Source organism: Paraburkholderia sp. GAS32 (assembly GCF_050434225.1).
GTDB classification, from domain to species: domain Bacteria; phylum Pseudomonadota; class Gammaproteobacteria; order Burkholderiales; family Burkholderiaceae; genus Paraburkholderia; species Paraburkholderia madseniana.
This window is the reverse complement of the sequence record NZ_JBNPVS010000037.1, coordinates 81067-107619: the sequence shown is the minus strand read 5'-3', so window position 1 is coordinate 107619 and position 26553 is coordinate 81067. Positions and strand designations below refer to the sequence as shown.

The following is a 26553-nucleotide window of genomic DNA, read 5'->3' as shown; positions in this document are numbered from 1 at the left end:
TGGCCCGTGCAGCGGGCACACCGCTTTCATGGTGTCTCCTGAGACTCATAAGTCAACTGGTCCTATCGTACACGCAGCTCGCCGGTCCGGTATGGCCCGATGCTGGCGAGCGCTATTGCAACAGTTTTGACCGACCGACGGGGTGCGGCCAGATGGAGCCATTCGGCCAATGCCCGCGATCGTCCCTTCATAGGGGGACAGGGGACGCACATCGCGGACGGGATCGTCGATCTCGCCGCAATCTCATATGCGACGCGGTTCACGGCATTAGTCGCTGGCGGTGGCGCGAGAGAACGAATTCTGGAACTCCCGTCCAGTCTTGTACAAGTGGCCTAGTGGCACTAACCTGACCACCATGCACCGGCGCGAATCGCGTCGATCCGACGTCGTGTTGAGGCAGGGTAAACCCTGTGGATGGGTGGCATGGAACAAGACGAATTCAGTGTCTTTGAGCGTCAGGGCTGGGAAACGGTCGCACAACCGTATCACTCGTATTTTGGCGAATTGACGATGCAGTCCAATGATGCGCTGCTCGACGCGCTTGAGGTACGTGCCAGCGTCCAGCTTCTTGATGTCGCGTCGGGGCCCGGCTATCTTGCGGCTGCTGCGGCGCGTCGTGGCGCCGATGTCGTCAGCGTCGATTTCGCGGACGCGATGGTTCAGCAAGCGCGACGCATTTTTCCCGACCTCGCATTCCGGTCCGGCAGTGCCGAAGATCTGCCTTTTCCGGATATGAGTTTTGACGCGGTCGGTATCAGCTTCGGAATGCTGCATTTCTCTCGTCCCGAGGCGGCGCTCGCCGAAGCGTTTCGGGTGCTGCGCCCGGGCGGCAGAATCGCGTTTACCGTTTGGGCGCCTCCGGACCAGGCCGTTGGATTTGGGATGGTGCTCAAGGCCATTGAGAAGTACGGCCGCATGGATGTCCAACTACCTCCCGGGCCTCCGTTCTTCCGCTTCAGCGACTCACACGAATCGGAGCGTGCGCTGCTTGATGCGGGCTTCGTTGAGCCCCGCATCAAGGAAGTCAGTCAAACTTTGCGTATCCGCGCGCCCGAAACGCCTTTCGACGTTCTGATGCGCGGCGGTGTGCGCGTCGCGGCGATCTTGAAGGCGCAGTCACCGGAGGCGCTGGCTTCGATCCAGAAAGCTGTGTCCGACGATGCGGCAACGTATACGGATAACGGCGAGGTGCGAGTCCCGATGCCGTGTGTGCTCGCGTCTGCAAGAAAGCCCTGAATGGTCGGCGGCAGTACGTTGGGCCCCCGTAGCCTCGCTCCTGCCCGGTAACGGCGCGCAGCGGTGTCGGCCTTTGGTGCAACGAAAGGAAAAACGCGTGGATCGACGTTGTACAGACCAGCGTTCTGGTGGCACGTTGGTGGTCGACCTGAGCTCGCTGCTGATTGCTTTCCAAACGATCTCTCTTGGCGACAGTTCCAGTGCCGCGTGCGGCCAACGCTTCTTTCATCCGCGTGCCTGAAAGCAACGCGCCAAAAATGTCTACATTGCATGATAAGCAGGCTGGCGCGCTCTTCCAGCTCGTTCGAAGAAAGCCAGGAAGAGTGGCAATGACCACCGTCTCGTCTCGACGCCTGAGCGGAGGTGACGGCTTCCTGGCGGCTGACCGGAGTGGGTCGATCAGAGCCGGTCGTCGTCGGGCTCAGTTCGGCCACAAGCGGCCTGCCAGCCTCACTTCTTGTTCAGGTGTTTCAAGAAGTCAGGGTCGATCCACGCACGTCGCACTTGCCCTTCCTCTATCGTGACTGGCCGAGGCTCGGTAAGTCGCTCGACAAACGCGTTTTCGGATGTTGCGAGCCTTGTGACGCTGCCTGTTTCGTGGTCCCAAAAAGAGACGCCATCGTCGGTGCGGAGGAAGTAGTTCCCGCAGTCATCGACGGCAAACGGCTTGACAGACGAGCTGAAGAGCTCGTTTCGATCGCCTTGTGGAAGCATCCGAATAACCCCGTATTCTTCGCCAGCATCGTCGCGAAACACTTTGCCATATATCTTGTTCCAGTCCATCTTTGGCCTCTGAGAAGTCGATGCTCCCGATCGTATCAGGACAGCGATCTAGCGTTTGTCTTGTGCGCTTTGAATGACCGCGCTTACTAGAAGCGCGGGGACCGTTGTGGGTCGATCACAGGCGTCGCCGCTCGGCCCAGAAGTAGCATCGTCGCGATGACTCACGAAGCCGTGAAGGTGTTTGAGGAGAACAGAGCCCCAACGCATAATTGAGACACGCGTCCAAGCCCTCATCGGGACCAGTAGGAATCCACGGGGATAAGCTCGACGACCCATCCACCTTCTTCGCCCAGCGTGGCCGCCGGGTGCATGGAGGCGATGCGCAACGCCTCGTCATGGGTATCCGCCTCGATGATGAACAGGCCGCCCACGACTTCCTTCGACTCGGTATAGGGCCCATCGGTGACGTGCGTCTTGCCACTGCGCGGGCGGAGCGTCCTCCAGTTGTCCAGATCGCCAAGCGATGCGGAAATCAGTACCTTGTCGGTAGCCCGCATCTTGTCGTCCAATGCGGGGCATTGGCTCACCAATTTCTTGACGTCGTCTGGCGCCATCGCGGCGAATTTATCGGGGGTGAAGTAGGCCAAGCCGAGGTATTTCATGGGAGATCCTTTGGGTGTGAATAACCTGACGACGAAGCTGATGATCGAAAATCGACAATCTTCTGAAAAGTTTGTAGCGGGTCTCGCCAGACTGTCCGCTTTTGGGGTCGCGCGGTGCCGACCGCCGGGCTCGTGCTGCACATGCGGATCGCGTGAGGCAGAGGTCGGCCATGAACGGTCCTTGAGCCGCAGCTATAACTTGGTGTCCGTCTGTCCGTCGTTGTTGCAATTGCGGCCCTTCGAGATGTGGAAGAGGTCGTACTTGCGAGCTGTCCGCAGACAACTGGCTCGGCGCTTCCGGCTTTCGACGGTGGCAAGCGCTTCCGCCTTTCCTCGCCGGCGAATGCGCGATGGACCGGAGTGTTCTTACTATCGATGCGGCATCAGCACTGTCATGAACGATCCGAAGCTGCAATCGTTGTCGCAGTCCAAGCATCCGCGATACCAGTGATGTTCTTTTCAGTATCAAGCCGCGCTTGCTCTTAGCTCTTAAGCGTCCTCCCACGTTTCACCGCGCTCGGCAATCAGCTTGCCAAGTTCGCGAGTGGAAAGTACGCGTCGCATGGGGTTCGTCGAGCCCGACTCGTCGTCTGCCAGATTCTCAATAATCGTCAGCAGCACTTTGCGCGCGGTCTTGATATCGCGTTCGCTCAGGCCGGTCACGCTTATCTCGTTTACCTCCTCCGCAAGTGGTACGAGCTTGTCCTTCAGCGCGCGGCCCTCGGCGGTGAGATACACGTGCGTGTTCTTCTTGTTCTCCGGACGCTGCTGGCGCTCGACCAGTCCAAGTTTTTCCATCGCCGTCACGGCGGCGAACGTGGTGGGCGCCATCACGCCCGCCTGCTCGCTCAGTTCGCGCTGCGTGAGCCCGTCCGTTTCCCAGAGGATGCGCAGGAAGGTCCAGTGCCCGAATGACACCGAATGCTCCGCAAGCCGCATTTGCAACGCGCGCACCATCGATCGTGAGGCGTCTTTCACAAGGTGCGCGAGGCGGTCGTTCGGCACCGATTCGTGCCAGTGGCGCAGCATCTCCGCGGTTTCACGCGGCGTGCCTTCCACAGTCTTCTTTCGTGTCATGGCGATGTCTCGTTCCAGAGTGCAGGTGTCTTGCCCGACATGATAGCTGCGGGCCGTACGCTTTGCGCAGCCAGGATCCTCCGCAAGGATCTCGGTGCAAACCCGAACTTGCTCACGCGTGACCGTCTCCTTACCATTATGATTAGATATCGAACAAAATATCCTTGATATGCGGGACGTGCGGTCACACTTCGCGCGCCGGTGTGTCGCCCTCATGCACGGAAATTGGAGACGTTTGGTGGCCAAATCCACAGTCACGCAATTCATGTCGGAATCGGACGCGACGGCAGCCCGCGTCGAGGCCACGTATCACAAGGTCACTTGGCGGCTGATGTCGTTCATCTTCGTCTGCTGGGTGCTGAACTATCTGGATCGAGTGAACGTGAGCTTTGCGCAATTGCATCTGAAGCAGGATCTCGGCTTGTCCGATGCCGCGTACGGCCTTGGCGTGAGCCTGTTCTTCATCGGCTATATCTCGCTGGAAGTGCCGAGCACGCTCTGGCTCAAGAAGATCGGCGCGCGCCTCACCGTCTCGCGCATCATGATCCTGTGGGGCGGCATTTCCACCGCGATGGCCTTCATGACCACGCCAACGCAGTTTTATATCGCGCGAATCCTGCTCGGCGCGGCCGAGGCCGGTTTCTGGCCCGGCATCATTCTGTACCTGACGTACTGGTATCCGGGCGCGCGGCGCGCGCGCATCACGTCGCGCTTTCTGCTGGCGATCGCGGCGGCGGGCATCATCGGCGGCCCGCTGTCGGGCTGGATCCTGCATAACTTCGTCGATGTGCTCGGCTACAAAAACTGGCAGTGGCTGTTCTTTCTCGAGGGCTTGCCAGCGCTGCTGATGGGCGTCGTGGCGTTCTTCTATCTCGTCGACCGTCCGCAGGACGCGCGCTGGCTCGACGACGAGCAGAAGAAGATCATCCTTGATGCGCTCGCCGCAGACCGCGCCGAGAAGAAGCCCGCAAAGCACACGCATCATCAGTTGCTGGTCGCGCTGAGGGACCCGCGCGTGTATATCCTCGCGGCAGGCTGGGGCACGGTGCCCCTGTGCGGCACGATCCTCAACTACTGGACGCCGACCATCATTCGTCAGGCAGGCGTTTCGGACGTGCTCAACGTGGGCCTGCTGTCGGCGTTGCCGTACATCATCGGCGCGCTCGGCATGTTCGCGGTCGCGCGCAGTTCGGACGTCACGCTCGAGCGGCGCTGGCATTTCTTCGGGTGCACGGCGGTCGGCGCGTTGGGCGGCTTTCTGCTGCCCGTACTGTCGGGCAACACCACGGCGGCCATCGTCTGTCTGGGGATGATCTCCATTTCCTACTTCGGCGCGGCGGCCATTATCTGGTCGATCCCTCCCGCATATCTATCCGATGATGCCGCCGCCGCAGGCATCGGCGCGATCAGCAGCCTGGGGCAAGTGGGCGCGTTCTGTGGACCGATCGCGCTCGGCTGGATCAAGACGATGACGGGCAGCCTTGCGATCGGCCTATCCGCAATCGCCGTACTCGTGATGCTTGGCGGACTCGCGGTGCTGATTGGCGTGCCGGCCAATACGCTGCGCGAGCACGCGGAAAAGCAATCTTAGCGTTCAGTTCTCGCAGCAAGGGCGGCGTCTTCGATGTGAAGGCGCCGTTTTCATTTGCGTCATCCGAACGATTTCAGGGAAAACCCGCTTGCTTCTACATGATTAGATATCTAATATAAACGTCATGGTGATCGACGGCGGAGGGATGGTGTCATCGAATGAAGACAAATGCGGGAGAGTAGGTGCAATGAGCGATTCGGCCAGCAACGAACTGTCATTCAGGATGCTCGTGGTGACGAAGAAGGACCCGGTGGCGGAAGGCATCTTCCGTTTCGAGCTCCGCGATGAAGAAGGGCGCGGATTGCCGTCCTTCACGGCGGGCGCGCACTTGACGGTGCGCGTGCCAAGCGGCGCGAACCGCAACTATTCGCTGTGCAACGATCCTGACGAAACGGACCGCTACGTGATCGCCGTGAAGCGCGACGCAGCGGGCCGCGGCGGCTCGGTCAGCATGACGGATGACGTCGCGGAAGGCGGCCGCATCGAAGTTTCCGAGCCGCGCAACGAATTCGAACTGAGCGAACGCGCGCGCAGCTTTGTGTTCGTCGCGGGCGGCATTGGCATCACCCCGATTCTCTCGATGATGCGTCACCTCAAGGCCACCGGCGGCCCGCGCTTCCAGCTCTATTACGTCTCGCGCAGCCCGGAGACGACGGCGTTCCTCGAGGAACTAAGCAGCGCGGAATGGAAGCCGCACGTCGTCGTGCATCACGATCATGGTGATCTCGCCAATGCGTTCGACTTCTGGCCTGTTTTCGAAAAGCCCGGCAGCGGTGCGCACGTCTACTGCTGCGGCCCGCGCGCGCTGATGGACGGCGTGCGCGACATGACTGGTCACTGGCCGACAGGCAGCGTGCATTTCGAGAGCTTCGGCGTGGATCAGTCGCGCGCGGCCGAGAACACGCCGTTCAGCGTGAGGCTCGAGCGATCGGGCCGCTGCTTCGACATTCCGAAGGACCGCTCGATCCTCGAAATCCTGCGCGACAACGGCATCCGCGCGCCGAGTTCATGCGAAAGCGGCACATGCGGATCGTGTCGCACGACGCTGTGTGCGGGCGAAGCGGATCATCGCGACATGGTGCTTGACGAAGACGAGAAGCGCGGCCAGATCATGATCTGCGTGTCGCGCGCAAAGAGCGAAGAACTGGTGCTGGACCTCTGAAAATCATCCCCATTGAATACGTTGGCCAGGAGAAGCGTAAATGCTCACGCATGAAGAAAACGAATTGCTGTGTCGTGTCGAAGGCGATGCCCCGATGGGCCAGTTGATGCGCCGTCATTGGACGCCCGTGTGTCTCAGCGAAGAAATCAGCGAGCCGGACGGCGCGCCCGTGAAAGCGCGCGTGTTCGGCGAGGACCTCGTGGTGTTCCGCGACACTGACGGCAACGTCGGCGTGATGGACGAATACTGTCCGCATCGGCGGGTGTCGCTCGTGTATGGGCGCAACGAGGATTGCGGCCTGCGCTGCCTCTATCACGGCTGGAAGATGGACGTAAAGGGCAACGTGATCGAAATGGTATCCGAGCCTTCGTGCAGCGACATGACCAGGAAGGTGAAACACAAGGCCTACGAGACGAACGAATGGGGCGGCTTCGTCTGGGCGTACATGGGCCCGCAGGACGCAATACCTGAATTCGTGCCGCCCGCCTGGGCGCCGACCGAGGACACGCGCGTCAGCATCGCTAAGGCGATTTTGCCGTGCAATTGGGCGCAGATTCTCGAAGGTGCGATCGATTCCGCGCATAGCTCGAGCCTGCATTCGTCGGACTTTGTGCCGGCGCGTGTGGGCGGTGCAGAAGCAACGTCGAAGAACTGGCTGCGTCCGTCGACGGACAAGGCGCCGCGTCTGCAGGTGCATCGCACGAGTTACGGCTTCCGCTATGCCGCGCTGCGCCGCCCAATCCAGAACGCGGCCACGCACGATTACGTGCGCTCGACCGTGTTCGTCGCGCCGGCTACCGCGCTCATTCCGCCGAACAACCTGTACAACGTGGCCAACATCAACGTGCCGTGCGACGACACCAGCACCGCGTTCTATTTCATGGCGTGGGGTCATCCTGACAAGACACCCGAAACCGAGACGTGGCGCAAGTTCCTCGGGCAGCAGGTCGGCATTGACCTCGACGAGTTCTACCGGCCGTTGCGCAATCACGACAACCGCTTCTGGCAGGACCGTGAGGCAATGAAAGCGGGCAACTTCACCGGCATCAAGGGCTTTCCGAACCAGGACATCGCGATGTGGCTGACGATGGGCCCGATCGCGGATCGTACCGAAGAGCGGCTGGGCGCGAGCGACGTCGCTGTGGTCGAATTCCGCCGCCGCATGCTCGATGCGCTGAAGGAATTCCAGTCGGGCGAAACGGCGATCGGAGCCGGAGAGAACGCGATCCCGCGCAGCGTGTGCTCGTTCCAGGCGATGGTGCCGAAGGACACGGACTGGAAGCAGTATGCCGCGCACCCCGTGTGCGTCGAGCGCGCTGAAGGAGCAGCGGCGGAACTCGAGCCGAACTATCAGGTTCAGGTCTGATGGAGAAGATCCGACTCGGCATTGCGGGTCTCGGCCGCGCATTCTCGCTGATGGTGCCGACGTTTCTCGCTGACACACGCGTGCAACTCGTCGGCGCATGCGATCCTCGCGCGCAGGCCCGCAAGCAGTTCGAAGCCGATTTCGACGCACCCACCTTCGACAATATTGAAGCGCTCGCGCGCCTGCCGGACATCGATGCGATTTACATTGCGAGTCCGCATCAGTTTCACGCGGCGCACACGCGGATCGCGGCATCGCACGGCAAGCACGTGCTTGTTGAGAAGCCGATGGCGTTGTCGCTCGACGAATGCGACGACATGATCGCCGCATGCCGCGACGCGAGTGTGCATCTGATCGTCGGTCATTGCCATAGCTTCGATACGCCATATCTGCGCACACGTGAACTGGTCGCATCGGGCGCGTACGGCGACGTGAAGATGATCCAGGCGCTCAACTACACCGACTATCTGTTTCGTCCGCGCAGGCCGGAGGAACTGAAGACTGAAGATGGCGGCGGAGCCGTCTTCAGCCAGGCCGCGCATCAGGTCGATATCGTGCGGCTGCTCGCAGGCAGCCGCGCGACGCGCATCCGAGCGGCAGTGGGCAACTGGGATCGGGCGCGTCCGACCGAAGGCGCCTACACCGCAACGATCTGGTTCGAGAACGGCGCCTTCGCGACGCTCGCATACAACGGCTACGCCCATTTCGATTCGGACGAGTGGACCGGCTGGATCGGCGAGATGGGGCAGACACGCGGCGCCGACGAATACGGCAACGCGCGCCGCAAGTTGGCGCGCGTGGAGTCTAAGGAAGAAGAAGCGCGGCTGAAAGCTGCAGGCACCTATGGCGGCAACGCCTACACGCCGCTTTCCCAGACAACGCCCGAAGCGCGCAAGCGTCATCAGCACTTCGGACCGCTCATCGTGTCATGCGAGCACGGCGATCTGCGGCCGATGCCCGATGCCATCCTCGTCTACGGTGACGAACGTCGGGAGCGCGTCGAACTCGACGCGCCTGCCGTGCCCCGCGCCGAAGTCATCGACGAACTTATCGCCGCCGTGCATGGCGATATCGCGCCGCTGCACGATGGTGTCTGGGCACGCGGCACGCTCGAAATCTGCCTCGCGATGCTGCGATCCAGCGCAGAACAGCGCGACGCGCTCATCGGCGGCTAGAAAACCAATCATCAGGGAACTTTGAATATGGGCAAGCTCAATCTGTCGGTAGCGGTAGGCAACTATGACCGCATGCGTCCTCTCGTGGACGGCGAGGTGCAGATCGACGGCGTCGATCCGGTCTTCATGCTGCAAGACCCGGAGGAGATCTTCTTCCGGGCATTCCGTCATGCCGATTACGACATCTGCGAACTGTCGCTCTCCAGCTATAGCGTGAAGACGGTGGCCGGCACGAGTCCGTATATCGGCGTGCCGATCTTTCCGTCGCGCGCGTTCCGGCATACGTCGATCTATGTGCGCACCGATCGAGGCATCGATACGGCCGCTGATCTGAAGGGCAAGCGCATCGGCGTGCCCGAGTATCAATTGACGGCCAATGTGTGGGCGCGTTTGTTTCTCGAAGAGGATCACGGTCTAAAGGCGTCGGACGTGACCTGGGTACGCGGTGGCTACGAGGAAACGGGCCGCGAGGAGAAGATCAGGCTTAACCTGCCCGCCGATGTGCGTTTGGAGAACGCGCCGTCGAACGCGACGATCACGGGCCTTCTGGCATCCGGCGAAATCGATGCGGTCATCGGCCCGCGAGCGCCGTCGTGCTTCACGAACGGTCATCCGAACGTGAAGTATCTCTACGACGATCCGCAGAAGGCCGCCGCCGACTGGTACACCCGCACGAAGCTGTTCCCGATCATGCATCTGCTGGGCGTGCGCCGGACGCTGGCGGAGCAGCATCCGTGGCTGCCGGGCGCGATCGCGAAGGCGTTCGAGAAAAGCAAGGCTGTCGCGCTCGCGAAGCTGAGCGACACCTCCGCGACCAAAGTGACGCTGCCCTTCGTCGAAGAGCAGTTGCGCAACGCGCGCCGGTTGATGGGCCACGATTTCTGGTCGTACGGCTTCGAGCCGAACCGTGATGTGCTGTCGCGCTTCCTGACGCGGCATCACCAGGAAGGCTTGTCGAACCGGTTGCTGCAGCCGGAAGAGCTGTTTCATCCCGCCACGCTGGAGAGCTTCAAAATCTGATATCGGCGACGTCTCGCGCGCCCCTTTACAACGCGTTCGATGCGCCGTGGAGACCGGCGCATCGGGCGTGCTCCTCACATCACAAGCAAGAACAATGAAAAGAAACCTGATCGCCTCGCTGATTGCGGCGGGGTGCGTGTGCGCGTCCGCGCACGTTCACGCGCAAAGCTCCGTTACGCTATACGGAATTCTCGACGTCGGCGTCGAATATGCGAATCATGTCGTGCAGGGCCAACGCTCAGCATCCGCCGTTCGCGAGCAGTCGGGCAATCTCGCGGGATCGCGCTGGGGCTTCAAGGGCAACGAAGACCTCGGCAGCGGCTACATGGCCGTGTTCACGCTCGAAGGCGGTTTCAACCTGAACAACGGCGCGCTCGGCCAAGGCGGACGCCTCTTCGGTCGCAAGGCGTTCGTCGGCGTGTCGACGCCATACGGCACGGTGACGCTCGGACGCCATCAGAATCTGCTTTACGAGTTGATGTACAAATACGATCCGCTGACGCTCAATCCGAGCTATTCGGCGCAGTCGATGGATGCGCAACTCGTGAATCGCGCCGACAACTCCATTCGCTACGGTGTGCACGTCGCGGGAGTGACCTTTGCGGCACTCTATAGCAGCGGCTACGATTCGACGATCCCGAACGGCGCCAACGTGCCCGGGGCGACCAAGGTTGGCCGTGAGATGAGCGCTGCGCTTCTTTACGATAATGGACCGCTGAGCGCGGGCGTAACATACGACCAGTTGCAGGGTACGTCGATTGCGACGCAGAGCAATACGCAAAGCCGTGCCATGTTTGGCGTCTCTTACGATTTCCGCCCGGTGACGGTATTGGCGGGATTGCGCTGGCTCAACGTCAGCAACACCTCGACGCTGGCGAGTTCGATGCTGTACTGGGGCGGCGTGAACTATCGCGCGGTGGCGCCGCTGCTCATTTCAGCGGGCGTGTATCGCACGCAATATCGGAATCCTCGCGGCGGACCGACAATGGGCATCCTGCTAGTGGATTACTCGCTCTCGAAGCGAACCGAGCTATATGCCGAAGGCGCGTATGTCAGCAATCCGTCGTTTTCCACGGTGGGCGTGCGCGGGGCCGACAACGATGTCACGCCCGGTGCGGACCAGACCGGCGTGGCCGTCGGCATCCGGCATTCGTTCTGAGTGGTCAGGTCGCCGAAGAACTTACGTCGATGCGGACAACGTTGCTATGAAGCGCGCTTTTTCTCTCACCGTCGCACGACCCAACCCCCATGCCGCGAAGTACTAATTCGTCCGCGTCGACAGCCGTAAGATCAGTGGCCGTTGTCGTTCCCGAACCAGCCTTCGGCCGGTCTACCTGAGCCGGTCCGCTTAGGGTCGACTTCAGTCCTCCGCGTTCTCGGAGAGCAGTCATTCGACCGGTTGCAATCAGATGGAAGTCGAACGTCCGTTAAGGCCGATCGGACTGTCATCGACCGCCAAGTTCAGACACTGACGAACCCCGGATACACCTGCGCGCAGACTGTCGACGCAGAGACGACCAGCCGCCCGCGTCCTCTGTGACCTCCGAGTCCGCGACAACACGCCAACCGCCGCCGACGATGCCTTGTCCAATCGGTCAAACGCAAACACTTAGCCTGCCTGGTTGAACGCTACGCGGCTGCCTTGATTTATAATCATCAAGCCGTCGGGAAACACCCGGCAGCCAGGTGTGGAAGCCTGTTGTTCTAACCGCACACCCGCCCAGGCGGGCGTGCGTCTACCTATGCACGTCTGTATTTCTATGGGCGGGCTGTGGTGGGGGAGCCGCAAGGCTCGCCGGCTCGTTAGAACACCGGTCTTCCAAACCCGCCACGTGCCCGCTCACCCACTTCCTCAAGCGAGTGTCGGGCGATCCAGGAAGTACCAGGGAGGTCGCACCATGAGCAACAAACCTACAAAACAATCCCAACCCGCTTCACGCCCGCCAGTCGACGCGCTCCAGTACGAAAAGCTTGCGCTTTCCACCTTCGCCCTCTGCAACCGGCAATTGAGCCAACTCAACACATTGATCACACTTGCGTCCTCAATGTGTAGGAATCCTGCCATCACGAGCGACGAAAGACGACGCCAGCAGACCATGCTTGAATTGCTTGTCGACACAGCAGAGCAATATCATCGGGAGCTCGAGTGCGACCGTGAGCTATACCAGGTGATCGCGCTCGACGCGAAGGGCATCCCGCAGAGCCGCATCACCGCGAGCCGTGCAGCGCGCCTTCTCGCAGAGGCATCACAAATAGCGACGACGGAAACGCCGGTAACCACGAAGCCAAGCCCGGCCAAACAAACGTCAGCCAAATCCGCGACAAACGAAGAAGAAGACGCGGACGAACAGCCAGCTCCCGTGCAACATTAAGCACCGAGAAGGCGGACGAATTCGGTTCGCTGACTGCCGTCCAATGCTCAACCGCCCGAAAGCGGGCGGTTCTTCCTTCAGCGGATAGTGCAAAGATACGGGTTAAGAACGAAGCAAGAAAAGGCTTACTGTCCCACGAGCGGCGCAACGCCGCCGGCATGCGCGGCGTCTGCGGCGCCGTGATGTGCCCCGGCCGCCGTTGAACCCGTCTCACGCGCAAGGCTGAGTCGGAACTGCTTGCACCCCAACCACAACAACCCTGCAGCCAGCAACGTGGCAACAAGATTAACGATCGACATCGAGTCGCCAACCGCTTTCGGCGAACCGAACACCTTGTCAGTCAACAACGCGACGAGCGTCGTGCCGATGCCAAGTGCGATGAGATTGGAGACCAGCAGAAACACCGCTGAAATCTGCGCACGCATCTGGTTCGGCGCGAGCGTCTGCATCGCGGCGGTCGAAGTAGGCATCGGGAACGACGCGAAGAACATCGCAACGACCAGCAGCGCAAGCGACACGTTCAGACTGTCGACCTGTGTGAAAGCAACGGCCGGCACCAGCATCCCAACTGCGCCGATGAAGCCCGCGAGCATCGGGCCGTCCGTGCGGCCTTTCTTCATGAGCCAGTCGTTGAGCCATCCGCCGCAGAACACGCCGATGGTGTTCGCGACCAGCAGGATCGTGCCGAGCGTGTAACCGGCTTCAGCCGGCGTGAGTCCGAAGTGGCGGATATAGAACGCGGGTGTCCAGCTCATCAGGCAGAACAGCGTCATCGCATAGAACGAGAAGCCGAGGTAGTGGCAGGTGAACGTCTTGCCATGCGTCCCGATGAAGCGCAGCGAGTCGCCCATCGACACGCGTTTTGCCTGGCCTGCGCCATCCCGCACGAGTCCTCGACGCGCCGGATCGCGCACGGTGAGGATAAACAGCAAAGCAACGAGAAAGCCCGGCAATCCGACGATAAAGAACGTGAGTTGCCACGAACGCACGTCGCCGAGAAGCGGCACGCTGATCGTCGTCATCTGCTTGAGCAGATGGATCACGTATCCGCCGATCAGGAATGCCATCCCGCCGCCGATGAATGAACCCAGCGAGTACACGCCCACCGCGCGCCCCAATTTTTCCTTCGGAAAGTAGTCGCTCAACATCGAATACGTTCCGGGCGATAGCGCGGCTTCGCCCACGCCGACACTCATGCGGGAAAGGAACATGTGGATGAAGTTCTGGCTAACGCCGCAGGCCGCGGTGGCGAGGCTCCACAACGCAATGCCTGTCGCGATGATGCGAGGGCGGGCGAAGCGGTCGGCGAGATACGCGAGCGGCATGCCCATCACCGCATAGAAGAGCGAAAACGCGAAGCCTTGCAGCAGACTGAACTGCGTGTCGGTCAGATGCAGATCCTTCTTGATCGGCTCGATCATCAACGCGAGAACCTGCCGGTCGACAAAGGAAAACACATACGCAAGCATGCAGATCAGTACCACGTACCACTCGTACGTATAGCGCCTGCGCGCAGGGTTATTGCTCGTTGATACGGCCATGCCGATTCTCCTGTGCCTGATATTCGACGAAGTTGCGATGAGGTTGCAATGAGGTTGCGATGCAGCGTATGTAAACAAATTTCCGAAACATATACGCAAGGCCTGCGCACACACGGCGAGATTCCCCTGGGTCACTAAAGTTTTCCCCAGGAGGCGGCCGGAAAGGCTTGTCCAGTAGGGCGAAAGAGGCCGTTGTACGGTGCGCGGCGCACCTCATTCGTGCTGTCTATAAGTGTTATATGTGCGCATTCATCGACGCTCGAAATTGGTGTTCCTAGACTCGCCTCGTTTTCCGCTCCATCAAACGAAAGGCTTTGGGGAAGGCGGAAAACACGAGCGTCGCGACGGCAAATCCGCGCGGCAGATAGAACCAGACTTTCGCCGGGACTAAAGGAATGACCAAACGGATGTGGTGCGTGTCGCTGCTGAGCCTCGCAGCGGCACCCGCGCTTGCGCAATCGAGCGTGACTTTGTACGGACGGATCGACACGTCGATCGAATACGCGAATTTCGGTCCTAACCACGTGGTGCGGATGGGAAGCGGCGATATCTCCGCGACGCAATTCGGCTTGAAGGGCAGTGAAGATCTCGGCGGCGGCTATCGCGCGATCTTCAAGCTCGAAAACGGCTTCAACTCGGCCAACGGCACGCTCGGCAACAACGGCGCGCTGTTCGGACGCGAAGCGTGGGTCGGGCTGGCGGGTCCGTTTGGCGCGATGCAGGCCGGCGTCAATTACACGGTGCTGCATACGTCATTCGTGACCTACAGCTTGCCGGGAGACGGCGCCGGTCTTGCATGGGGCAATGCGGCGAATAACTTCGTCGGGCCGGCCTTTTTGCGCGTGAATAACTCGATACGCTATTCCTCGCCCCGTATGGGCGGCGTGCTGGTGCGGGCTATCGCCGCGCGCGGAGCGAATGGTGCGTCGAACGTTCCTTCGACGCTGGGCGATACCTATGGCGCGTCGGTTAACTATGTGAACGGCAGTCTGTCGGTCGACGCCGACTACATGCAGCAGACCTTCAGTCCGGCGAGCGCGGCGGCACTGAACGCGAAAAGTCCGACGGCCGCCGGCAATTACGCGCTCGGGGCAATCTCGTACGATTTCGGCTTCGTCAAACCGGCTTTCATCTATCTACGTCATCGCGGCGGGCCGGACGTCGCGACGAGCGTGAACGCCGCCAGTTCGAATCCGCACAACGATCTGTTCGAGCTCGACGCCACCGTGCCGGTTGGCCGTTCGCTGGTATTGCTGAGCTACGGCCGTTACCGCAAAGTGGCCGACAGCGAAGGCAATGCTGATTCGTTCGGCGTGCGCTGCGACTATCCGCTTTCGAAGCGCACCGTGCTCTATACGGGCGCGGCGATGATCCGCAACGGCGCACACGCGAACTTCACGGTCAACGGCGCGGCGGGTGGCGGCGTGTCGGTAGCGAAGGCTGGTGCGACCGCAAGCTCGGTGGTGGCCGGCATCATGACGGCCTTCTAGGCGGCCGATCAAGCGGACGCGCTGATGAACCGGCGCGTCCCTTTTGACCCGTTCAGGCGCTACGTACGCCTTCCGGATTGAGATCGAGCGGCGCGCTGAGCCAACTGTCGAAAGGCTCACGGGCGCCGATCCGGAACAGCTCCATGAGCACACCGCGCAGCCATCGGTGGCCGGGATCGGCATCGAAACGGCGATGCCAGTAAGCGTTCACGGGCCACGTGAGCGCATCTTCGAGTTCGAACACGGCCGATTCACCGAGCGTGGAGAACGCGCGCGCAACGGTGCGCGGCAGAATCAGCGCGTAATCGCAGCGGCTCAGGATGGCCGGCACCACCATGAAGTTCGGCACCGCAATCCGCACGCGCGAGGTGAGCCCATAGCGTTCGAGCAGTTCGACCGATTGCGGGTGTGAAGTCACCGCGATGAAGTGCAGTCCCGCGGGCACGTTCGCATTCAGCGTATAGCCTTCCCGCAGTTCGAACTGCTCCGCCACGCGTCGCGCCATCAGCAGCACATAACGCTCCTGCAGCAGTTCGCTATGGTGAAAGTGGCTCGACGCATGCGGAAAATGCCCGAGCGCAAAGTCGATGCGGCCCGATTCGAGTGCGACGTTGAACTGGCTGTCGTCGATCTGATGGGTTTCGATCACCACGCCGGGCGCTCGCGTATCGAGTTCGCGCATTAGCGTCGGCAGAAACGCGGCTTCGGCGAAGTCGCTCATATGCAGGCGGAACACGCGGCGCGACGTGGCGGCGCGGAACTGCGCGCCCTCATCGAGCATGTCCTGGAGGATGTCCAGCACGCGATCGATGGAAATCGCGAGGCGCTGCGCACGCGGCGTCGCTTCGACACCGCCGGGCGTACGCACGAACAGCGCGTCGCGAAACACGAGCCGCAGGCGGGCAAGCGCGTGACTCACGGAAGGTTGTGTGATCCCCAGCCGCAACGCCGCACGGCCGACATTTTTCTCGATGTACACCGCGTGAAATGCCTTCAGCAGGTTCAGATCGAGGTCCCGCACGCGAGGGGCCCCGGTGGTCTCTGTGAAGGCCAACGGGTCATGTTCGTGCGGATCGGAAGCGGTGGAATCGGCGGGATCGGCAGAATTGGCGGGATCGGTCTGCATGAGAGTCAGTTGCGCACCATGCGCTTCGCGGTGGCCGATGGCAGGCAACCGAAGCGCCGCGCGTATGCCTTGGCGAAATGCCCAAAGCTGTGCACGCCGTGCTCGACGAAAATATCGGTCACTGAGCGTTCAGGCTGCGTCTGTAGTGCGCGGTGCACGGCCTCGAGCCGCCGTTCGCGGATATAGCCGCCGGGCGACCTATTGAGGAACTGGCTGAAACCGTTCTGCAGCGTGCGCGTCGACACACCGGCGGCGCGCGCCAAGGCGTCCATCCGCAGCGGCTCGTCGAGGTGGGCGTCGATATAGTCGCGCGCGCGGCGCACGTGGACCGGCAGTGGCGACGAGGAGGCACGCGCCAGCGTCGCGCTGTACGAATGCGGCAACTGGCTGAGCAGAACGGTCATCAGCCACTGCGTGAGATCGCGGCCGAAGATCCGTTCCTGCGCGGGCTCGTCGAACTGGTCGCACAGATTGCACAGGTAGCGCAAGGTCGACAAAAAAACCGTGGTGCCCGTATGTGCATTGTCGAAAGCGAGATCGAACACGAGCGGTTGTTTGACGCTGTCGTTCAACATCTCGGCAAGCTTGACCTCGAGCGCCTGCCGGTCGATCCGCAAGAGCAGGTTGCGGCATTCGCGGTCCGTGACGATGCGGCTCATACGTGCGGGCGATGACACGCTCAGGCTCCCGGCCCGCAGCGAAACGCGTTCGCCACCCGATTCCAGCGCGCATTGGCCGCTGAGTGTGGTGCGAAACAGGTAGTGATTGCCGATGTCGCCGGCATCGATATGGGTTTCGCTGCCGTAGTGGAGTTCGAGGAGCATCGCCTGATGGAGCGCGACGCCGTATAGCTCGGCGTTGAGCGGGCCGCGGTGCGGGACTTCCATCCGGTGCGGACAGAGCACCTGTGACACTTCCCGCTCGATATCCTCGCGGGCGTGCGATGCGATCAGACGGTTACGGTTTCTGCGTGAAATCGCGATTTCCATTCATGGGCCTCGAAGCGGGGAGCGGGCAGCGCGCTCATCATGCGATGGCCATTTTTTTCGCGCAAGAACGGATCGACCCGGATAGCGCGATTGTTCATCAGGCGCGCGACGGCGCTTGCATTGAGTTGCCGGATTTGAATGCGGCTTGCGCGCTGTGAAGCGTCTTTGTGCCGGTGGCCCCGTAGTCTGACGATCATCGAACAAGGAGAAGTGTGATGAATGTCAGCGTACTGGGCGGAGGCCATGGCTGCTATGCGGCCGTGATCGACATGCTGGAAAAAGGCCACAACGTGACGTGGTGGCGCCGCGATACGGTCGCCGCGGCGCGGCTGCGCGAACTCGGCGCGCTCAAGGTCAAGGACTTTCGCGGCGAGCGGCGGGTGCCGATCGGAGGGCAACCGGGCGCGATCCGTCTCGTCGACGATCTTGCGGAAGCGGTGGAGGGCTCACGGCTCATCGTGATCCCGCTGCCTTCAACGACGCACGAAGCGCTGGCGGCTCAACTGGCACCATTTCTCGCGGACCATCAGGTGGTGTTCCTGCCGCCCGGCACGTTCGGCAGCTATGTGTTCGCGAAGGCGATGCACGAGGCGGGCAACGCGAACGAGGTGGCATTCGCGGAGACCGGCACGTTGCCGTACCTCGCGCGAAAACATGGCGAAGACAATGTGGTGGTGAGCGCGTACGCCACGCGCCTGCCGAGCGGCGTCTTTCCCGCACGGTTTGCGACGTGGGCGGTTCCGGTGCTGCAGGCGGCCTATCCATCGGTCGAGCCGATCGAGGATGCGTTGAGCGGCGCCCTGATGAACGCGGGACCGGTGATCCACCCGCCGTTGATCATGATGAACGCCGGCCCGCTCGAGCACTTCGATGCCTGGGACATCCACAACGAAGGCACGCAACCGTCGATCCGCCGCGTAACGAATGTGCTCGACGGCGAGCGTATGGCGGTACGCGAGGCGCTCGGCTACGGCGCGCCGCATTTGCCGCTCGCCGACCACTACGCGAGCGAGGGCGACGAGTGGATGTACGGCCGCGGCGCGCACGGCAAGCTGACGGATAGCGGCGACTGGCGCGAGGACATCGATCTGAAGACGCACCGCTATATGCTCGAAGATACGCGGCTCGGTTTGTCGTTTCTGGTTTCGGCGGCACGTTGGGCCGGAGTGCCGACGCCCGTCGCCGAAGGTCTGCTGAATCTGGCGAGCGCAGTGTCGGAGCGCGACCTGTTCGGCGAAGGCCGCACGCTCGAGCGGCTGGGCCTCGCGTCGCTTTCGCGCGCGGCGATGACGGCCTTGCTCGAACGGGGTTTCGACCAATGAGCGCGGCCATCGAGATCCAGCACGTTCATATCCTCGGTGCGGGGCGGATGGGGCAAGGTATCGCGCTTGCCTTCGCTTATGCCGGCTTGCGCGTGACGCTGATCGACTTCAAGGCGCGCGACCCGGCAGCCCGTAGCGCTTTTGCGGCTGCCGCGCGTGGCGAGATCGTGCGGCAGTTGCAGACGCCGGTGGTGTTCGGTCGCATCACCGAGGCACAGGCAGCGGAGACGATGGCGCGCATCATCATCGTGGATCGTGAGCGCGCGCGGGAAGGGCTAGCAGAAGGCGAGATCGTCTTCGAGGCCGTGCCCGAAGTGATGGAGGCCAAGCAGACCGCGTTCGCCTGGTTATGTGAACACGCCGGAGCAGAGGTGCTGTTTGCATCGACTACGTCGACGTTTCTTGTGACCGAGCTTCAGCAAGTGGTCGTGCATCCCCGGCGGCTTCTCAACGCGCACTGGCTCAACCCGGCTCATCTGATGCCGCTCGTCGAGATCAGTCGTAGCGATGCCACAGCGAAAGAGACCGTTGAATGCGTTGTCGCTTTGTTGCGCCGGGTCGGCAAAGTGCCGGTGGTGTGCGCGCCGTCGGCGGGATACATCGTGCCGCGCATCCAGGCGCTGGCGATGAACGAGGCCTCGCGCATGGTCGAGGAGGGCGTTGCCAGCGCGGAAGACATCGATACGGCTATCCGTACCGGCTTCGGTCTGCGGTTTTCCGTGCTGGGTCTGCTCGAATTTATCGACTGGGGCGGCTGCGACATTCTCTACTATGCGTCGCACTATCTGGCGAGGGCGATCGATCCACGCTTCCTGCCCGCCGCGATCGTCAGCGACAACATGCGTGAAGGCCGCGATGGCCTGCGCGATGCGCGTGGCTTCTACGATTACGCGGATGTCGATGTGCCGGCGTACCTGCACAAACGGCTCGGTGAATTCAGCAGGTTACTCGACAGCATGGGGCTCGCACCGGTGTTTAATGCCGTTTCCGCGTCCAGTCTCCCGAAGCAGACTACACTTGCCGATAGCAAGGCAGACTACGGGCCACGGTGACCGGAGGAGACAAGATGGACCTGTTCATGTCGATGGAAGCGTTCGTGCGGGCGGCGGAAGCGCAAAGCTTCGCCGGTGCCGCGCGCCAGCTGGGTGTCGCCAAATCGGTGGTGACCTCGCGCGTCAAGCAGCTTGAAGACCATTTCGGCGTGCCGCTCTTTCATCGTTCGACGCGCGCGGTGCGCCTGTCGGAACTCGGCGAGACTTACTACCGCGAATGTGCCGAACTGGTCAACAAGGTCCACGATCTGTCCGGACGCTCGCGCGGCGATCCGCAGGCGCTTGCCGGCACGCTCAATATCCACGTTCTGCCGGGCTTCGCGCTTGGCCATTTTTCGCAAACACTGATCGAATTCCGCGCCGCTTACCCACGCGTCGAGTTCGTCGTGACCGTCAACGACCGGGTGATCGATCCGGTGCAGGAAGGCTTCGACCTGGCTTTGCAGATCTATCCGCCGGCCTCCAACCTGCTGGTGGAGCGGCGATTGTTTCCCGTGCGTGGCGTGCTGTGTGCGGCGCCGGGTTATCTGAAGGAAGAGCCGGTGATCGAAACGCCGCTCGACCTGCTGCGGCACGATTTCGCCCGCTATTCGTACTACCCATGGGGCGACAAGTGGCCGCTGATGCGAGGCAACGAGTGCTTCGAAATCGCGCTGAATCCGGTGCTCAAAACCAATAGCGTGCACCTGCTGCTCGAGTTCGCGCGGGCCGGTGCGGGCGTCGTCTATCTGCCGACGATGGTCGCTGCGGCCGATCTGCTCGAACGGCGCCTCGAACGGGTGCTGCCGGAGTACGCGGCGCCGCCGTTGTGGCTGTCGGCGGTCTATCCCGCCTCGCACCGCTCGACCACCAAGGTCAAGGCTTTCGTCGACTTCCTGCGCGCCCGCTATCTGCGCGAACCGCAGTGGGACAAGGCGCTCGGCATTTCACCGCCGGACGACGAGACCAAGAGCGTCGGCGAGGAGCTGGCCGAAGACTGAGAACCACCGGCGAACCAGCGGAGAACCGCCCGGGTTCTCCACCAGGTAGTTTCCCTGGCGCGATTTTGAAGCACCCATGGTTCGCGTTTCCCGACCCTCAGAACATTGCTGTTGCGCCTGCCGCCACTTAATCTTCGATCCATGCAACGCATTCGCGGATTCTTAGATCAACTGGAGGCAGACATGCAACAGACCTGGTTCGGTAGCCTGGACAATTTCCGCAAAGGCTCCATCGAAATCATCAACGGCAAACCGGAGCACTACGCGATGTCGAACGTGTTCGAGGTCGCGAGCCGCGCCGCGCCCTACGAGAAAGTCGTCGTCGGCAAGAATCTCAAGTACGTGATCGAGACACTGCGCGCGGAAGGCGCGTCGCCGTGGTTTGCTGCGTCGCACGATGAATTCGCGGTCGTGCTCGACGGCGAGATCGATATCTATTTCATCAAGCCGTCGGACGGACCGCTGGTCGACGCGCAGACCGAAGGCAGCGTGCGGCTCGAAGGCCAACCGTCGGGCCAGTCGATGGGTTATGTGCGGCTGCGTCGCGGCCATCAGGCGCTGCTGCCTGCGGGCGCCGCGTATCGCTTCGAAGCGAGGACGAAGGGCGTGCTGCTCGTGCAGACGATCCTCGGGCGCTATTCGGTCGAGAAGTGGGCCGACATCTGCATCCACTGATTCCCTCTACACGATCGATCTTCTCCTGGAGCCCATCATGGACAAAAGCACCCTGCAAAACGTCACCGCGAGCGAGGCCGACGCGGTGTCCGGTTATCGCACGTTCCGCCTCGGTGATTTCGAATTCAGCCGCGATGCTTATTTCGCTACCGTCAAATGGCCCGCCAAAGGCGAGACCCGCTCGCACCAGATGCACGCCGACGACTTCCTGCGCGCGATGATGCGCGACGTGGCCTGGGGCTTCTTCTACGGCTGGGTCAATTTCGACGAAGTGATCGGCACGCGCAATCACTACGGCAAGGTCGACATGTACGCCGGTGCGTACAACGCAAGTTTCAAGGAAGCGGGTATCGATCACACGCAGCAGTTCGATACGCCGCTCATCATGGCCACCTTCAAGGCGATTCTGCGGGACTGGGTCAACGAAGGCTTCGACCCGTTCGCCGCGCCCGAAGAAACCGGCTCCGCGTTCGGCACGAAACATGGCGACAACATCGCCGCGATCGAGCGCACGCGGATCGCCACGAAGCGCATGCCGGGTCTCGAAGGCGATTCGCCGTTGCGCGACGACTTGCCGGTCAATCGCCAGTTCGCCGATGTGGTCCAGGACGAACCTGAGATTCATGCGGAGCCAGGATTCGAGAGCGCGTTGCATGCGTTCAGCCTCTTCAAGTACCTGTCGCGCTCGGACGTGACGTGGAATCCGTCGGTCACGTCGGTCTGCCAGCAGAGCCTGTTCTGTCCGACCACCGAGGAATTCGTGCTGCCGGTGTTTCATGGCAACGACCGCGTCGAATGGTTCCTGCAACTGTCCGACCAGATCATCTGGGACGTCGCCGATAAAGACAGCGGTGAGCCGCGTGCGCGCATCACGATGAACGCGGGCGATATCGCTGCGATGCCGGCCGACATCCGCCACAAGGGCTACTCGCAGAAGCGTTCGATGCTGCTGGTGTGGGAGAACGCCACCCCCGATCTGCCGAAGCGCTACGAAAGCGGTGAACTGCCGCCGTATCCGATCCAGATCTAACTCTCAGACATTCCCTCCGATCGTCGATCGAACGGCGCCAGACCGCTGGCGCCGCGGGGAATGTCACGTCCAAAGTTTTACTTGTGCGGGATTGACATGCAAACGCAACTCTTCATCGGCGGCCGCTTCGTGCCGGCTGCAAACGGCGAAACGCTCGCCTCCCTTAATCCGCACGACAACTCGGTGATTGCCGAAGTCGCGATGGCCGGACCCGCCGATGTCGATCGCGCCGTGGCGGCGGCGAAGGCGGCGTTTCCGAAGTGGAGCAATCTCGCCGCGATGGAGCGGGGGCGTTTGCTGCTCAAACTCGCCGACGCGATCGAAGCGAATGCCGACGCGCTGGCGCGCCTCGAATCGCTCGATACCGGCCATCCGATTCGCGACACACGCAATCTCGATGTGCCGCGCACGGCGGCTACGTTCCGTTATTTCGGCGGCATGGCCGACAAGTTCGAAGGCTCGGTGATTCCGGTCGAACAGGGCTTTCTGAACTACATGACGCGCGAGCCGGTCGGCATCGTTGGGCAAGTGGTGCCGTGGAATTTCCCGCTGATGTTCACGAGCTGGAAGATGGCGCCGGCGCTTGCCGCGGGCAACTGCGTGATCATGAAGCCCGCTGAACTCACGCCGCTGTCGAGTCTCGCGATCGCAGAACTGATGGCCGAGGTTGGATTTCCGGACGGTGTCGTCAATATCTTGCCGGGCCTGGGTCATGTGGCGGGTCAGTACATCGCCGAGCATCCGGAGATCAGCAAGGTCGCCTTCACCGGGTCGACGGCGATCGGGCGCAAGATCGTGCAGGCGTCGAGCGGCAATCTGAAGAAGGTGCAGCTCGAACTCGGCGGCAAAGGCGCGAACATCGTATTCGGCGACGCGAATATCGATGCCGTTGTGCAAGGCTCCGCGTTCGCGATCTTCCACAACCAGGGGCAAGCGTGTATCGCCGGTTCACGGATGATCGTCCATGAATCGATCGCTGACGAAGTGCTGGAGAAGTTCGCCGCATTGAGCCGCACGATCCGGATCGGCAATCCGCTCGATCCACTGACCGAAATGGGCCCGCTGACCTCGCGTCAGCATCGCGACCGCGTGCTGTCGTTCGTCGACGTCGCACGGGAACAGGGTGGCCGCGTGCTGGCGGGCGGCAAGGCGCCGGACGATGCCGCGCTCGCGAATGGCTGCTATGTCGAGCCGACCATCGTCGAAGCGAAGCCGGAGCATCGGGTCTCGCAGGAAGAAGTGTTCGGTCCGTTCATGACGGTCACGACATTCCGCACGGACGAAGAAGCACTCGCGATCGCGAACGGCACCGAGTACGGTCTCGGCGCGGGTCTCTGGACACGCGATCTGCAACGCGCGCACCTGGTGGCCCGCGAGATTCGCGCCGGCATGGTGTGGATCAATTGCTACAAGCGCGTGAGCCCCGCGTCCCCGTTCGGCGGTGTCGGCGCGAGCGGCTATGGACGCGAGATGGGTTTCGAAGCGATGCGCGAATACACGCAGCCCAAGTCGGTCTGGGTCAACGTGGATGCGCAGATTCCGCCTTACTACCCGCGCTGAACCGCCATGGAATCGTTCGTCTATAACGGCCTGGCGTCGCGCGTGATCTTCGGCGCGGGCAGTCTCGACCAGTTGGATCGTGAGATTGGCCTGCTCGGCGCCACGCGGGCGATCGTGCTGTCCACGCCGCAGCAGCGTGCCCAGGCCGAAGCGTTGGCGGCAAGTCTTGGCTCGCGGGCGGCGGGCGTCTACGCCGAAGCCGTGATGCACGTACCGATCGAAACCGCTCGCGCGGCCCGTGACTTTGCCATGCAGGTCGGCGCCGATTGCGCGATCGCGATAGGCGGCGGATCGACGACCGGACTCGGCAAGGCGATCGCGCTCGAAACCTCGCTGCCGATCATCGCGATTCCGACCACTTATGCAGGCTCCGAAATGACGCCGATTTACGGCCTCACCGAAGCCGGTGTCAAAAAGACCGGTCGCGATCTGCGCGTGCTGCCGAAGACGGTGATCTACGACCCGTCGTTGACCACATCGCTGCCGCCCGCGTTATCGCTGACGAGCGGCATCAACGCAATCGCTCACGCGGCCGAAGGGCTCTACGCGCAGGACACGAATCCGATCATCGAGCTGATGGCGGAAGAGGGGATCCGTGCGCTCGGCCAAGGTCTGCCCCGGGTGATGCTGAAACCGGACGATCTCGCTGCACGTGGTGATTGCCTCTACGGTGCATGGCTGTGCGGCGCGGTGCTCGGCAGCGTCGGCATGGCGCTGCATCACAAGCTATGCCATACGCTCGGCGGCACGTTCAATCTGCCGCACGCGGAAACGCACACGATCGTGTTGCCGCACGTGCTCGCCTATAACCGCGAGGCCGCACCGGGGGCGATGAAGCGTATCGCACACGCGCTGCACGCCGACGACGCCGCGCAAGGCGTATTCGACCTCGCACGCGATAACGGCGCGCCTACCGCGCTGAAAGACATCGGTGTGAGCGCAAGCGATCTCGACGTCGCGCTCGATCTCGCGCTGAAGAATCCGTACTGGAATCCGCGGCCAGTCGAACGAACGCCGCTACGCGCGTTGCTGGAAGCTGCGTTCGAAGGCAGACGGCCGGATTAGCACGAACGCCCCCCACTCATACAAAAAAATTCAGGAGACAACCATGGACGCATATTCCTTCGATGCGAAGCGCCGCCGCTTCGTCACACTCGCCGCAGGCGGCGCGCTCGCCGCGTCAACGTCGGCGTTCTCGCCGCTCGTCTTCGCCGCCGGCCCGCGCACGCTGAAAATCGGCTACGTATCGCCGCAAACCGGCCCGCTCGCGCCGTTCGGTGAAGCCGACCGCTTCACGATCCAGCAGATGCAGACGACGCTGAAAAGCGGCATCGTGATCGGCGGAAAAACCTATCCGGTGTCGATTGTCGTCAAGGACAGCCAGTCGAATCCGAATCGCGCCGGCGAAGTCGCCAATGATCTGATCCTGAAGGACAAGGTCGACATCATGCTCGTCTCCGGTACGCCTGAGACCGCGAATCCGGTCAGCGATGCGTGCGAGCTGAACGAGATGCCTTGCGTGTCGACGGTGGTGCCATGGCAGCCGTGGTTCTTCGGCAGAAAGGGCGATCCGAAGAAAGGCTTCCGCTTCACCTATCACTTCTTCTGGGGACTCGAGGACGTGATCGCCGTGTTCACCGGCATGTGGCAGTCGGTGCAGACCAATCACAGCGTCGGCGGCCTGTTTCCGAACGATGGCGACGGCAACGCCTGGGGTGACGCGAAGCTTGGCTTCCCGCCCGTGCTCGCGCAGAAGGGCTTCACGCTGAAGGACCCGGGCCGCTTCCAGAGCATGACGCAGGACTTCTCCGCACAGATTTCGTCGTTCAAGCAGGCGAATGCGCAGATCGTCACCGGCGTCGTGATTCCGCCCGACGCGAAGAACTTTCTCGTGCAGGCGCGTCAGCAAGGCCTGAAGCCGAAGGTCATTTCGATCGGTAAGGCACTGCTGTTTCCCACTTCGATCGAAGCGCTCGGCGATCTCGGTGACGGACTCTCCACCGAAGTGTGGTGGTCGCCTTCGCATCCGTTCAAGTCGTCGTTGACGGGGCAAAGCGCGCGGCAAGTCGCGGACGACTACGAGCGCATCACGTCGAAGCAATGGACGCAACCGATCGGCTTCGCGCATGCGCTGTTCGAAATCGCCGTCGATTCGTTAAAGCGCGCGAAAGATGTCGACTCGAATGAAGCGATCCGCGACGCAGTGGCAGCGACGAAGCTCGATACGCTGGTCGGTCATGTCGCGTGGGACAGTGGGCCGGTGAAGAACGTCGCGAAAACGCCGTTGGTAGGTGGCCAATGGGTGAAGGGGCAGAAGCATCGTTTCGATCTCGCCATCGTCAACAACCAGCTCGCGCCGAACGTGCCGCTATCCGGCCCGCTCAAGCTGATCGCGTGAACGCAT

At 61.9% G+C, this 26553-nt stretch carries 23 protein-coding genes; 17 read left to right on the top strand and 6 right to left on the bottom strand.

All coding sequences use genetic code 11. The features are described from left to right. Positions 1 to 423 precede the first annotated feature (423 nt). Positions 424 to 1236, top strand: a complete 813-nt coding sequence (locus tag P3T25_RS34350) for a class I SAM-dependent methyltransferase (protein ID WP_429361458.1) — start codon at positions 424 to 426, stop codon at positions 1234 to 1236. 450 nt (positions 1237 to 1686) lie between these two features. On the opposite strand, the gene P3T25_RS34345 is transcribed toward P3T25_RS34350, so the two are convergent. From P3T25_RS34345 to P3T25_RS34335, 3 genes are all read right to left on the bottom strand, one after another. Continuing rightward, complete coding sequence (locus P3T25_RS34345) at positions 1687 to 2019, bottom strand: SMI1/KNR4 family protein (RefSeq protein ID WP_216674465.1); 333 nt, start codon at positions 2017 to 2019, stop codon at positions 1687 to 1689. Between the two features lie 230 nt (positions 2020 to 2249). Further along, positions 2250 to 2621, bottom strand: coding sequence for a YciI family protein (locus P3T25_RS34340; RefSeq protein ID WP_429361456.1), 372 nt, complete (start codon positions 2619 to 2621; stop codon positions 2250 to 2252). 489 nt (positions 2622 to 3110) lie between these two features. Then, positions 3111 to 3698 (bottom strand): MarR family winged helix-turn-helix transcriptional regulator, encoded by a 588-nt coding sequence (locus tag P3T25_RS34335; protein WP_154567603.1) that lies wholly within the window; start codon positions 3696 to 3698, stop codon positions 3111 to 3113. Positions 3699 to 3963: 265 nt separating this feature from the next. On the opposite strand from P3T25_RS34335, the gene P3T25_RS34330 reads away from it, so the two are divergent. From P3T25_RS34330 to P3T25_RS34300, 7 genes are all read left to right on the top strand, one after another. Then, entirely contained in the window at positions 3964 to 5289 is a 1326-nt protein-coding gene (locus tag P3T25_RS34330) for an MFS transporter (RefSeq protein WP_154567609.1), read from the top strand. Positions 5290 to 5476: 187 nt separating this feature from the next. Next, positions 5477 to 6451, top strand: coding sequence for a PDR/VanB family oxidoreductase (locus P3T25_RS34325; protein WP_429361454.1), 975 nt, complete (start codon positions 5477 to 5479; stop codon positions 6449 to 6451). A gap of 40 nt (positions 6452 to 6491) precedes the next feature. Further along, positions 6492 to 7817 carry a Rieske 2Fe-2S domain-containing protein gene (locus P3T25_RS34320; protein ID WP_429361452.1) on the top strand — a complete coding sequence of 442 codons (1326 nt, stop codon included), beginning with the start codon at positions 6492 to 6494 and terminating at the stop codon, positions 7815 to 7817. After that, positions 7817 to 8992 (top strand): Gfo/Idh/MocA family protein, encoded by a 1176-nt coding sequence (locus tag P3T25_RS34315; RefSeq protein ID WP_154567606.1) that lies wholly within the window; start codon positions 7817 to 7819, stop codon positions 8990 to 8992. The genes P3T25_RS34320 and P3T25_RS34315 overlap by 1 nt, the downstream gene beginning before the upstream one ends. Before the next feature lie 27 nt (positions 8993 to 9019). Next, complete coding sequence (locus tag P3T25_RS34310; protein WP_429361449.1) at positions 9020 to 10012, top strand: ABC transporter substrate-binding protein; 993 nt, start codon at positions 9020 to 9022, stop codon at positions 10010 to 10012. A 94-nt stretch (positions 10013 to 10106) separates the two neighbouring features. After that, entirely contained in the window at positions 10107 to 11171 is a 1065-nt protein-coding gene (locus tag P3T25_RS34305; protein WP_171928580.1) for a porin, read from the top strand. A 739-nt stretch (positions 11172 to 11910) separates the two neighbouring features. After that, entirely contained in the window at positions 11911 to 12384 is a 474-nt protein-coding gene (locus tag P3T25_RS34300) for a hypothetical protein (protein WP_429361447.1), read from the top strand. A gap of 125 nt (positions 12385 to 12509) precedes the next feature. Here the strand turns inward: P3T25_RS34300 and P3T25_RS34295 are convergent, their stop codons facing one another. Then, positions 12510 to 13925 (bottom strand): spinster family MFS transporter, encoded by a 1416-nt coding sequence (locus P3T25_RS34295; protein WP_429361445.1) that lies wholly within the window; start codon positions 13923 to 13925, stop codon positions 12510 to 12512. 395 nt (positions 13926 to 14320) lie between these two features. Here P3T25_RS34295 and P3T25_RS34290 point away from each other — a divergent pair, with 395 nt between their 5' ends. Further along, positions 14321 to 15415 carry a porin gene (locus P3T25_RS34290; protein ID WP_429361443.1) on the top strand — a complete coding sequence of 365 codons (1095 nt, stop codon included), beginning with the start codon at positions 14321 to 14323 and terminating at the stop codon, positions 15413 to 15415. A gap of 52 nt (positions 15416 to 15467) precedes the next feature. On the opposite strand, the gene P3T25_RS34285 is transcribed toward P3T25_RS34290, so the two are convergent. Together P3T25_RS34285 and P3T25_RS34280 are read right to left on the bottom strand one after the other, a co-directional pair. Next, positions 15468 to 16541, bottom strand: coding sequence for a LysR family transcriptional regulator (locus P3T25_RS34285; RefSeq protein ID WP_266260625.1), 1074 nt, complete (start codon positions 16539 to 16541; stop codon positions 15468 to 15470). Positions 16542 to 16546: 5 nt separating this feature from the next. Beyond that, complete coding sequence (locus P3T25_RS34280) at positions 16547 to 17530, bottom strand: AraC family transcriptional regulator (RefSeq protein ID WP_266260624.1); 984 nt, start codon at positions 17528 to 17530, stop codon at positions 16547 to 16549. A gap of 215 nt (positions 17531 to 17745) precedes the next feature. Between P3T25_RS34280 and P3T25_RS34275 the strand changes: the two genes are divergently transcribed. From P3T25_RS34275 to P3T25_RS34240, 8 genes are all read left to right on the top strand, one after another. Next, positions 17746 to 18852 carry an NAD/NADP octopine/nopaline dehydrogenase family protein gene (locus P3T25_RS34275; protein WP_429361440.1) on the top strand — a complete coding sequence of 369 codons (1107 nt, stop codon included), beginning with the start codon at positions 17746 to 17748 and terminating at the stop codon, positions 18850 to 18852. After that, the gene (locus tag P3T25_RS34270; protein WP_429361438.1) at positions 18849 to 19904 is read left to right on the top strand and encodes a 3-hydroxybutyryl-CoA dehydrogenase; all 1056 of its coding nucleotides are present in this window, start codon (positions 18849 to 18851) and stop codon (positions 19902 to 19904) included. The genes P3T25_RS34275 and P3T25_RS34270 overlap by 4 nt, the downstream gene beginning before the upstream one ends. A 14-nt stretch (positions 19905 to 19918) precedes the next feature. Beyond that, entirely contained in the window at positions 19919 to 20884 is a 966-nt protein-coding gene (locus P3T25_RS34265; protein WP_093645125.1) for a LysR family transcriptional regulator, read from the top strand. Positions 20885 to 21067: 183 nt separating this feature from the next. Continuing rightward, entirely contained in the window at positions 21068 to 21559 is a 492-nt protein-coding gene (locus P3T25_RS34260; RefSeq protein ID WP_154566122.1) for a hydroxyquinol 1,2-dioxygenase, read from the top strand. A 37-nt stretch (positions 21560 to 21596) separates the two neighbouring features. Then, positions 21597 to 22589 carry a hydroxyquinol 1,2-dioxygenase gene (locus P3T25_RS34255; RefSeq protein ID WP_154566121.1) on the top strand — a complete coding sequence of 331 codons (993 nt, stop codon included), beginning with the start codon at positions 21597 to 21599 and terminating at the stop codon, positions 22587 to 22589. Positions 22590 to 22685: 96 nt separating this feature from the next. Then, entirely contained in the window at positions 22686 to 24149 is a 1464-nt protein-coding gene (locus P3T25_RS34250; protein WP_171928591.1) for an aldehyde dehydrogenase family protein, read from the top strand. A gap of 6 nt (positions 24150 to 24155) precedes the next feature. After that, positions 24156 to 25214: a maleylacetate reductase gene (locus tag P3T25_RS34245; protein ID WP_429361434.1), complete on the top strand. Its 1059-nt coding sequence runs from the start codon at positions 24156 to 24158 to the stop codon at positions 25212 to 25214. A gap of 43 nt (positions 25215 to 25257) precedes the next feature. Further along, complete coding sequence (locus P3T25_RS34240) at positions 25258 to 26547, top strand: ABC transporter substrate-binding protein (RefSeq protein WP_429361432.1); 1290 nt, start codon at positions 25258 to 25260, stop codon at positions 26545 to 26547. Positions 26548 to 26553: the final 6 nt, after the last annotated feature.